This window comes from Acetobacterium sp., assembly GCF_041752335.1.
GTDB lineage: Bacteria > Bacillota > Clostridia > Eubacteriales > Eubacteriaceae > Acetobacterium.
The window spans coordinates 17830-27746 of the sequence record NZ_JBGSHG010000134.1; the positions used below are offsets into that span (position 1 = coordinate 17830).

The 9917-nt window shown below is 46.4% G+C and carries 5 protein-coding genes; all 5 read right to left on the reverse strand.

The features are described 5' to 3' along the window. Positions 1-9 precede the first annotated feature (9 nt). Positions 10-1704: a GspE/PulE family protein gene (locus tag ACEW8F_RS16415; protein ID WP_373484541.1), complete on the reverse strand. Its 1695-nt coding sequence runs from the start codon at positions 1702-1704 to the stop codon at positions 10-12. Beyond that, positions 1691-3955, reverse strand: coding sequence for an EAL domain-containing protein (locus tag ACEW8F_RS16420; protein WP_373484542.1), 2265 nt, complete (start codon positions 3953-3955; stop codon positions 1691-1693). The genes ACEW8F_RS16415 and ACEW8F_RS16420 overlap by 14 nt, the downstream gene beginning before the upstream one ends. A 110-nt stretch (positions 3956-4065) precedes the next feature. Next, positions 4066-7266, reverse strand: a complete 3201-nt coding sequence (gene carB / locus ACEW8F_RS16425; RefSeq protein WP_373484543.1) for a carbamoyl-phosphate synthase large subunit — start codon at positions 7264-7266, stop codon at positions 4066-4068. Then, positions 7257-8375: a glutamine-hydrolyzing carbamoyl-phosphate synthase small subunit gene (gene carA, locus ACEW8F_RS16430; protein WP_373484544.1), complete on the reverse strand. Its 1119-nt coding sequence runs from the start codon at positions 8373-8375 to the stop codon at positions 7257-7259. The genes carB and carA overlap by 10 nt, the downstream gene beginning before the upstream one ends. 248 nt (positions 8376-8623) lie before the next feature. Further along, entirely contained in the window at positions 8624-9892 is a 1269-nt protein-coding gene (locus tag ACEW8F_RS16435; protein WP_373484545.1) for an adenylosuccinate synthase, read from the reverse strand. Positions 9893-9917: the final 25 nt, after the last annotated feature.

Below are 9917 nucleotides of genomic sequence, written 5' to 3' on the forward strand. Positions count from 1 at the left end.
TTTTCTCCTTTATTCCACGTAGTACGAGAGTTTTAAATATTCTTCCATGGTGGTAACTCCAGCTCTGGCCAGGTTTGCAACACTGTCCCGCAATGGGATAATCATCCGGTTTTTTTCAACATAAGCATAAATATCATCAACAGAAGCTTTTCTTGAAATCAAGGTTCTTAGATTTTTATCAATCGCCAGAATTTCATGAATGGCCACACGACCCTTATATCCGGTATTATTACAAACGTGACAGCCTCGCCCTTTAAAAAGTGTTCTGACGTCTTCTCCCAAATGCAATCTTTCGATTTCATTGGTGACATACTGTTCTTTGCAATTGTTACATATTTTTTTCACCAGCCGTTGCGCCACCACACCGGTTAATGAACTGGCCACCATATAGGGTTCAACCCCCATATCTTCCAGCCGGACAATGGCCGATACCGCATCATTGGTATGAAGGGTCGAAAGCACCAGATGTCCGGTGATGGCCGCTCGCACCACAATCGACGCCGTTTCACTGTCACGGGTTTCCCCAACCATGATAATATCGGGGTCCTGACGAAGAATTGAGCGCAGCCCGGAGTCAAAGGTCAATCCAGCCAGAACATTCACCTGGCTCTGATTAACGCCAGCCATTTTTCGTTCCACCGGATCTTCGATGGTGGCAATGTTTACGGATTGTCGGCTCAGCATTTCCAGAATCATATACAGGGTGGTTGTTTTTCCACTTCCGGTGGGACCGGTGATATAAACCACCCCATGGGGACTCTGGAGAATTTTGATGATTTTCTTGTAATCCTGATCATTCATGCCAAACTGACCGGCATGATCCAGGGCGGTATTCATACTTAAATACCGCAGTACCAGTTTTTCACCGTAAACCGTAGGAATACTGGAAGTCCGCACGTTCATATCGACACCGTCAATAATCACCCGAAAATGGCCATCCTGGGGAACCCGACGTTCGGCAATATCCAGGTTTGATAAAATTTTAATCCGGGCGATCATCGATTGATGAAGGGTATTTGACAAGGCCATATACTCCACAATTAAACCATCAACGCGCATCCGCACCAGGGTTTTATCTTCAAAGGGCTCAATGTGGATGTCACTGGCTCCGGTATTATGTCCTTTTAAAAGAATGGTATTGACCAGATTGACTACCGGTGCATCCCCTTCGTTGGTAACAATATTTTCGACTGAGGAAATACTACCGCCAATCACTGCCTTGTTGGCAGTAGAGGCGGCCTTTCTGGCTTCAATTTCAGTATAAACTTTTTGAATCGCGGCCTGGATATCCGCTTTTCCGCCTAGCACTACATCAATGGGTAGATTTGTTATCAGTCTGATGTCTTCAATCGCATAAAAATCCATGGGATCATTCATGACCACCAACAAGCGATTGTTTTCGTTATTGATGGGAATAAGATTGTATTTGATGGCAGTACTCTGGGGAATTTTTGCCGCTGCTTTTAAATCAATGACAATGTCCGGAAGATTTACCACCTCAACATTCAAACGCTTTGACAGCGCATCGAGCAGCTGAACCTCGGTCAGATAGCCGTAGTCAACCAGAATACTACCCAATCTCTTACTCTTATCTATTTTCTGATAAACCAGTGCCTCCTGCAGGTGTTCTTCGGTTACATATCCTGCATTCTTGAGAATTTCACCAATTCGAAGATTTTTTGTATCCATTTTATTCGCATCCATTTTTTCCTCTTTCTCCACTAAAATCACTTCCGAAGATCTGCTTTTCAAACTCATCAACCGTCATCGGCTTGCCAAAATAGTACCCCTGAATGATATCACAACCGAGTGCTCTTAACATTTCCACCTCGGCTTCGGTTTCAATGCCTTCGGCCACCACCGTCATCCCCAGTTTTTTGATCATATTAATGGTAGACTCCACGACAATAAGATTCTGCTCGCGATTGAGGTTATTGTTAAAAAAGCCCTGATCCATCTTAATGACATCCAGGGGCAGATTCCCCAATAGATTGATGGAGGAGTAACCGGAACCGAAATCGTCCATGGACATTTTAAAACCATAATTCCGAACGGCCTGGCCAATCTCGATCATCCGATCAACGTCTTCAAAAATACTGGATTCGGTGAGCTCAATTTCCAGATTACCCCGATTGATTCGATATTGATTGGTAATATTTAAAACATTTTCGATAAAATCAGTCTGTTTAAGATTTTTTCGGGAAATATTAACCGAAATCGCCAGTTCCGGATATTTTTTTTCTTCCCAACGCTTTAAAACTTTACAAACCTCTTTGAGCATGAACATATCCAGCTTTTTAATAAACCCGGCTTGTTCAAAAATGGGAATAAATTCCCCCGGGGAGATCAGCCCCTTTTGAGGGTGCCGCCAGCGCACCAGCGCCTCACAACCACAATAATCATTAATATGGAGATTATACTTGGGCTGGAGATACATTTCAAACTCACGGTTTTCCAGGGCATCTTCCATCTGATCGATAATTTCTTTTTCATCGCCAATTTTTTTCCTAAAGGCATCAGTATAGAAAAACCAGCGCTGGTTTTCTGCAGTTTTGGCCGCAATCCGGGCCATATTGGCCTTTTCTCTGATTTTTTCGAGGTTTCCCTGTTTGTCTTCAATAATATAAATGCCAAAATGACATGAAAGCCGTTCCTTAATGCCGATAGCTTCTCGCTCTTCATTCAAAACCCGGTTAAATTCTTTAATCCGCCGGGTTATTTTATCCCGGTCATCGCTAACACAAAGAATCGCAAAATGATCCCCGGATACCCGGGCATAGCTTTCCTGTTTGGCCATCCGGTTTTCCAGGATCCCCACGACCATCCGGAGCACCTGATCGCCCTTTTCATGACCGTACTCTTCGTTAAGAAAGCGAAAGCGGTCAATATCAAAGCTTAACAAGGCACAATTGGTTACCGTTTTTGATTCCAGAATTTCAGCAGCTTCCTGTTTGAATTTCTGCCAGTTATTACCACCGGTGACCTCATCCACATAGGCAATCCGTTCCAGTCTTTTTTTTGAACGATCCTGGTAAAACAGAATGATCACAAACAATAAGGTCATGGCCAGCAGGGCAGCGGCAATCAGCATCAAGGAATACCAGCTGATCTGTCTGGTTTGGGCACTGACCACCTGGGTCGGCACCACGGACATCATATACCAGTCATTGATGGCCAGGGGTTTATAAATGGTATGCCGTTCCATCCCCCCATAAAAGCTGGTAAAACTGCCGCTTTTTCCGGTGGCCATATTTTCGATAATGGTTTTTAAATCATCACCCTCTCGCAAATCGGCCTTTTTAATCAGCTCTAGGATATTCTCAAACTCACCCGGACTGTTGACATGCACCGAGGAAACCACCGCATCCCCATTCGCTTTGACAATGTAGGAATAGCCCTGGTTCGAGAAACTGCCCACTTCCAGATATTTTTTCAAATCTTCGGTGTTCACCGAAGCCAGCACCAGAGCCACCACCTGATTCTCCTGAAAAATGGGGACGGCATAAACATTGATCGGTTTTTCGTCGGTGTAGTCGTTGATAGTGTCCGATACTGCCACGCGCCCTTTGATAGCCTCCTGAAAATAAGGCCGATAGGCAATGTTATAAGATAGCCCATCGGAGGTCATCACATCCCCGTTAGGCAGGACAATCCCCATCCGCTTATAATTTCCCTCAGCAGCTTCCAATTTGATCAGTCTTAGCATATGTTCCTGATCAAAATTACCGCTGGCTTCAATTAGTTTACTGGTCGTTTGTAAACTCTCCAGCTCATTATTGACCTTGCTTTCAACCAGATCCGCACCCCGGGTGCCAAGTTCCGAAAGATATAAAAAGGTCTGCGCTCTCAGGGCTTGATTAATCAGCGATATATAATACCAGCTCAGCGCAAAAAAAAGAACAACAGTCAATACCGCAATAAAACTGGCTTTAATCTTTTTAGACTTCGTGATCATCTGTTATCCTTTCTCTTTTTTGTCATTATATAAAGTACTTTCCATTCTACCAAATAAAAAGAACTTATTCAATGCGATTGAATAAGTTCTTTTGTTAAAAATAGCGGTATTTACCTTATTTCTTTAATATCCACCAGTTCGATTTCGGCCATGGTACGGTTGGATTTTAAACAATCCAGCAGCGCCTGGGCGGTATCTAAGGAGGTCAGCAGGGCAATTGATGTTTCCACGCATTTTCGTCGCATCCGAACATCATCATGATGCGGCATCCGACCCTTGCTGGAGGTCGAAATAACATAGTTCAGCTTACCACTTTCGATCAGATCGCCAATATTCGGCTTGCTTTCGGCCAGTCGCCGAACCACCTTGGTGGGGATCTTGTTTTCGTTGAGAATCAGCGCCGTTCCCACGGTGCCGTAGATAACAAAGCCCATTTCATGGAATTGGCGGCCAATTTCCACAATCGCTTCCTTATCCCGGTCTTTAACGGTGAGCAGCACCCCGCCGGAGCGTTCCATACTGCGGCCGGAAGCCACCAGGCCTTTATAAAGCGCATCGGCAAATGTTTTGGCCACGCCCAACACTTCCCCGGTGGATTTCATTTCTGGACCCAACTGGGTATCGACGTCCTGTAGTTTTGAGAAACTGAACACCGGCACCTTAACTGCCACATACTCGCCTTCGGGATAGAGCCCCGGGGCATAACCGAGATCCGCCAGCTTGTCACCCAGCATCATTTTGGTGGCAATGTTGACCATTGGAATATCAGTGACCTTGGAAATATAAGGCACGGTTCGCGATGATCGGGGGTTGACCTCAATCACGTAGACTTCATCTTCAAAAATGACATATTGAATATTGACCATCCCAACAATATCCAGCGCCTTAACCAGACGGCCGGTGTAGTCGATGATGGTATCTCTGGTCCGTTGATCCAGCGTCTGCGGCGGATAAACCGAAATCGAATCGCCGGAATGAACCCCCGCCCGTTCAATATGCTCCATGATTCCTGGAATCAGGTAGTTTTCGCCATCGCTGATGGCATCCACTTCGACTTCCTTGCCCATCAGATATTTATCGATCAAAACTGGGTTTTCCAGTTCCACCGCGGTGATAATATCCATATACTCCACCACGTCTTCCCGTTCATAGGCAATGATCATATTTTGCCCGCCCAATACATAGGAAGGTCGCAGCAGTACCGGGAAGCCTAATCGTTCGGCCACTTCCACCGCTTCGGTGGTCGTATACACGGTTTCACCTTCAGGACGGCGGATATTGCAGGATTCCAGCAGCTGATCAAATACTTCCCGGTCTTCGGCAGCATCGATATTGGCCGGGGAGGTGCCTAGCACCGGAACACCCATTTCTTCGAGATAGCGGGTCAGTTTGATGGCGGTTTGGCCACCGAACTGGACAATGGCACCGATCGGTTTTTCGGTTTCCACCACTGAGCGGACGTCTTCTTTAGTCAGCGGTTCAAAATAAAGTCGGTCCGAGGTATCAAAGTCAGTGGAGACAGTCTCTGGATTGTTGTTGATGAAAATGGCTTCATAGCCTTTTTCCCGCAGCGCCCAGGCACAGTGTACCGAACAATAGTCAAACTCGATTCCCTGACCGATTCGAATTGGGCCGGACCCGAGCACCAGAATCCGTTCCTTACCAGAGGGATGTTCGGCAATGAATAAAGCCGCTTCATTTTCTTTATCCCGGGTTGAATAAAAATAGGGGGTCTGGGCCGCAAATTCGCCGGCGCAGGTATCAACCATTTTAAAGGAAGCATAGGTTTTGGGATCTTCCTGAATCTTTTCGCCGGATAATTCCTCGATGGTTTTATCCAGAAAACCAATTTCCCGGGCCACTCGAACCCGTTCTTCGGTTAAACCCAAAGTCGCCAGATCTTTTTCCATCACCGCCAGATGGCGGAGCTTATCTAAAAACCATTTATCAATTTTAGTAATGGCAAAGATGGTATCCAGGGCGACACCCCGTTTGATGGCTTCATAAACCACAAAGGAACGTTCATCATCAGAATCTGCCAGCATTTTCATGATTTCCTCATCGCTGGCTTCCACCAGCCGTTCGATGGTTAATGTTTCCATCCCCAATTCAATCGAACGGATCGCCTTCATCATCGCATGTTCAAAGCTGGAGCCGATCGACATAATTTCACCGGTAGCCTTCATCTGAGTACCCAGTGTTCGTTTCGCATAGACAAATTTATCAAAGGGCCAGCGCGGGAACTTAACAACAATGTAATCCAGGGCCGGTTCAAAACAGGCGGTGGTGGTGCCGGTGACCTCATTAATGATTTCATCCAGCGAGAAACCAATCGCAATCTGGCTGGCAACCTTGGCAATCGGATAGCCGGTCGCTTTTGACGCCAGGGCTGACGAACGGGAAACCCGGGGGTTAACCTCGATCACGGCATAGTTAAAGTTTTCCGGATTCAGGGCAAACTGACAATTACAGCCGCCTTCAACCTTCAGAGCGGAAATAATTTTCAGGGCTGAGGTCCGCAGCATCTGGAATTCCTTATCACTAAGGGTTTGACAGGGTGCCACGACGATGGAGTCACCAGTGTGAATTCCGACCGGATCAAAGTTTTCCATACTACAAACGGTAATGACATTACCTTTAGCATCCCGCATGACTTCAAATTCGATTTCTTTCCAGCCGGCGATGCCTTTTTCGACCAGAATCTGACTGATCGGTGATAAGCGAATGCCGTGGGTGGCAATTTCTTCCAGTTCCTGCTGGTTATTGGCGATCCCGCCGCCGGTTCCGCCCAAAGTAAAGGCCGGACGGACGATCACCGGATAACCGATGGTGGCGGCAAAACGGACTGCGTCCGCAATGGTGACGACCACTTCGGAGGGAATACAGGGCTCGCCGATTTCCCGCATCATATCCTTAAAGGCCTGGCGGTCTTCGGCTTTTTCGATGGTTTCCAGGTTGGCGCCCAGCAGTTTGACGCCATGGGCATCCAAAAACCCTTCTTTAGCCAGCTGCATCGACAGTGTCAGACCAGTTTGACCGCCCAGGGTAGACAGAATACTATCCGGTTTTTCCATCAGGATGATCCGTCTGATGACTTCCAGGGTTAAGGGTTCAATGTAAATTTTATCCGCCATGGCCTTATCAGTCATAATGGTCGCCGGGTTGGAATTAATCAGGATGACTTCCAGCCCGTAATTTTTTAAGGCTTTACAGGCCTGGGTGCCGGCATAATCAAATTCGGCCGCCTGGCCGATGACAATGGGGCCGGAGCCGATCACCAGGACTCGTTTAATATCGCTTCTTAAAGGCATCCTTGTTGCCCCCTTTCCATAAGATCAGTAAATTGTTCAAATAAATATCCGGTATCATTGGGGCCGGCGCTGGCTTCGGGATGGAACTGCACCGTAAAGGCGTGGATATCCGGATATGCAACCCCTTCACAGGTGCCGTCATTCAGGTTGAAATGGGTCACTTTTCCCACTTCAGCAGAAATGCTTTCCGGTACCACCGCATAGCCATGATTCTGGCTGGTAATAAAAACCCGGTCCCGGGTAACATCTTTAACTGGTTGATTCATGCCCCGGTGTCCGTATTTCAGTTTGAAGGTTTCCCCGCCCATCGCCAGTGCCAGCAACTGATGGCCCAAACAGATGCCAAAAATAGGCTTGCCATATTTAACAAAATCTTTGAGATTTGCAATAATTTCAATATTTTCGGCCGGATCGCCCGGTCCGTTGGACAGCATGATCCCATCGGGATTCAGCATCCGGATTTCTTCAATCGTGGTATTCGCCGGCATCACGGTGACGTTGCAGCCTAAGCGCAGCAACATCCGCAGAATATTATGTTTGTACCCATAATCAATCAGGGCCACGTGATTCGCCCGATTGACCTGGCTGTAATACCAGCCCTTGTTTTTGCGGGTTACGGCCTGCACCGGATTGACCACTTTAAAATCGCGGATTTTTTCCATCAGCGCTTCTTTGGTCGTTTCAATATCTTCGGTGGTAATGGCACCGTTCATGGTACCATGTTCCCGGATTACCCGGGTAATGGCCCGGGTGTCCACATCCCAGATCCCGATTTTATCCTGTTCAATCATAAACTCGTTAATATTGTGCGTATTTCTAAAATTCGACGGTTCTTCACACCATTCTTTGGTAATATAACCGTTGATCCAGCTTCGTTCCGATTCCATATCATCAGCGTTGATCCCATAATTACCAATTAAGGGGTAGGTTTGCAGGACAATCTGTCCATAATAAGATGGGTCAGTGAGTACTTCCTGGTAACCGGTCATCCCGGTCGTAAAGACAATTTCGCCAATGGTAGTGCCTTCGCACCCAAAATTATAGCCTTCAAACACACTGCCATCCGACAGCACCAGCCAGGCCCGCTTATCTCGTTTGTAATAAGACATTGTTTACCTCCATTTATATAGTTTCTCTAAGTACTTGCAAAATTCAACTACTACAGTAAAGTGCTTTGATGTCTCGTTATATAAACAATTTTGTAACGTGTAGGCGAACAGGCGATAGCCTGTACGACGTACAGTGTAAAAATTGTTTGATATAACGAGGGAGCAAAGCTCACCACAGTAGGTTTAAGCGCTGACTATTTCCAAAAAATACCTGATTGCACGCAACCAGGTATTTCAATTTAGCACATTTATCGAATTGCTAAGTCCTCTCGGTTCGGGCCAACACCTACATAGGCAATGGTCGTTCCAACCAAGTCTTCAATTGTTTTAATGTATTTTTTTGCATTCTCTGGTAAATCTTCCAGTCGACGGATACCAGTGGTATCACTCATCCAGCCGGGAAGGGTTATATAAACCGGTTCGACCCGTTCCAGGTCTTCGGTATTGGGAAAACTGGTGACCAATTGGCCATCTAATTGATAATCGACACAGATTTTAATCTCCGGCAGATCATCCAGCTTGTCAATTTTACATAAGGCCAATTCGTCATAGCCATTAATCGCATGGGTATATTTCAGCACGGGAATATCAATCCAGCCCAAGCGACGGGACCGGCCGGTGCGGGCGCCAAACTCGTCATCCGGTTTTTCGCCGGTACCCCGGAGGATATCAATGGTGCCACCAAATTCTTCGGTGGGGAAAGGCCCGGCGCCAACGGCACTGGAAAAGGCTTTGGCCACGCCAATGACCTTATCGATTTTCTTGGCCGGAAAACCGCCACTGACGGCGGCATAGGCAGCAATCGGGTTGGACGAAGTAACATAGGGAAAAATCCCCAGATCAATATCTTTCATGGCCCCCAATTGGCCTTCGAAAAGAATATTCTTGTCAGCGTCAATCATCTCATGTAAATAACCAACCGGATTGACAATCATATGACCAAAGGTTTCGGCCCAGAACTGACATTTGGCAAACAAAGCTTCTACTGTGTAGGGTTCTATCTGATAGGAAGCCATTTGGTCATTGACCACTGGGACAATGCTTTCCAGTTTCTTTTTAGCATTATCAAGATTTAACAAATCTTCAAAGCGCAGGTTTTTTCGCATCGCCCGATAAGCATATGCTTGACCGATGCCGCGCTTGGTGGTTCCAATGCCGCCGCTGGCTTCCATCAGTTCATCCAGTTTTTGATGATAGGGCATGAGGATATGAGCTTTTGCTGATATTTTGAGTCCTTCCAGACTTAACTTTGCGTCGATGATCTGTTGCATTTCTTCAAGTAAAACATCCGGATTAACAACCATGCCTGTTCCGATTAAACATTGACAATCTTTGTTAAAAACACCGCAGGGAATTAAATGAAGTTTGAAAACACCATACTCATTAATAACCGTATGACCGGCGTTGTCGCCCCCTTGAAACCGAACAATTAAATCAGACTGTTTGGCGAAATAATCCACCATTTTGCCTTTGCCTTCATCGCCCCACTGGGCGCCAACTAATACAGAAATCGACATCTATTCTCATTCCTTCCATCAACCT

Excerpts from the sequence above, each read along its gene's own strand:
- ACEW8F_RS16415 (WP_373484541.1), bottom strand. The coding sequence starts at position 1,704 with ATGGATGCGAATAAAATGGATACAAAAAATCTTCGAATTGGTGAAATT.
- ACEW8F_RS16420 (WP_373484542.1), bottom strand. The coding sequence starts at position 3,955 with ATGATCACGAAGTCTAAAAAGATTAAAGCCAGTTTTATTGCGGTATTG.
- carB (WP_373484543.1), bottom strand. The coding sequence starts at position 7,266 with ATGCCTTTAAGAAGCGATATTAAACGAGTCCTGGTGATCGGCTCCGGC.
- carA (WP_373484544.1), bottom strand. The coding sequence starts at position 8,375 with ATGTCTTATTACAAACGAGATAAGCGGGCCTGGCTGGTGCTGTCGGAT.
- ACEW8F_RS16435 (WP_373484545.1), bottom strand. The coding sequence starts at position 9,892 with ATGTCGATTTCTGTATTAGTTGGCGCCCAGTGGGGCGATGAAGGCAAA.